At 44.1% G+C, this 1,102-nt stretch carries 1 protein-coding gene; it reads right to left on the bottom strand.

Annotated features, from left to right (window positions below):
- On the bottom strand, nt 1-523 hold a 523-nt coding region (locus L215_RS09255), incomplete at its 3' end, for a reverse transcriptase domain-containing protein (protein WP_044111724.1).
- Nucleotides 524-1,102: the final 579 nt, after the last annotated feature.

Genomic DNA, 1,102 nt, shown 5'->3' on the forward strand with positions numbered 1-1,102 from the left:
GAGTTTCAATCAGAATATGGTGGTCAATATTGTCGAAGAATCCTTTGATGTCACCTTCGATAAACCAATTCGCACCAGTGAAAAGAGTTTGGATGGAACGCAAAGCCGTATGACAGCTTCTTCTTGGTCTGAATCCATGCGAGGTGTTCTCAAAATGCCCCTCATAGACAGCTTCAAGAATAAGTCTAACGACCTCTTGCACCATCTTGTCTTCAATTGATGGGATGCCCAATGGTCTTTTCTTCCCATTCTTTTTAGGTATATAGACTCTTCGGGCAGGCGTTGGCATGTAACTTTCATCCTTTAGCGCAGCTATCAGATGTCCTATTCTATCAACACTCATTCCGTCAATGGTCTTGCCGTCTGAACCAGGTGTCATGTTGCCCGGTTTCGCATAAATGCGCTGGTAGGCTACATAAAACATCTGTTCATTGAATAGGATGCGGTACAACCTTTCGTACTTGTAATGCACATCTTTGCTATGTGCAGATAAACTGTTTAATATGGTCTCTGGATTTCTCATACGTCTCACACGTTATCGTTTGACAATATTAAAATTACCGAGCTGTTCCCCTTTGCCATGTACGTGGCTTTCCCACGCTCAGACTACTACGGGAACTCCGTTGCCATGCGGAGTTTTCAGAGCCTATGCTCATAGCCTTTCGGCATCTCCGTGTAGGCAATCCCCATTTAGTGGCCTTGATAACTTGGCTTGACAGACTGTCGGATGCAACGTACATCCTTTTCCGTTCTCTGACGGATATGTCGCAGTAAATTCCTTGCCCATCACTCCATTCAATAAGCGTGGGTACTGCGAGGCAACGTATGTAACTGCTTTCCGTTGCCACCTCTACATTAGTCATAGGACTATTGTTCAACCAATCAGGCTTCATCCTTGTGTCTGTCTTTTCCCATAGCAATTCAGTCGCAGTTTAGCAATTAACTGACTTATCGCATTACCGACATGCTTCACTCCCCGTTTGGTTTCCCATTCGGATAAGTCGGTATGGGATAGGTTTATAAATTGGAATACTAACCTAATCACTTGCCAAAGTGATTATTATCAAGCCCCTATTATGGGCGCACTGAATGCGTAGAATGA

Source organism: Porphyromonas uenonis DSM 23387 = JCM 13868 (assembly GCF_000482365.1).
In the GTDB taxonomy this organism is placed as follows: domain Bacteria; phylum Bacteroidota; class Bacteroidia; order Bacteroidales; family Porphyromonadaceae; genus Porphyromonas; species Porphyromonas uenonis.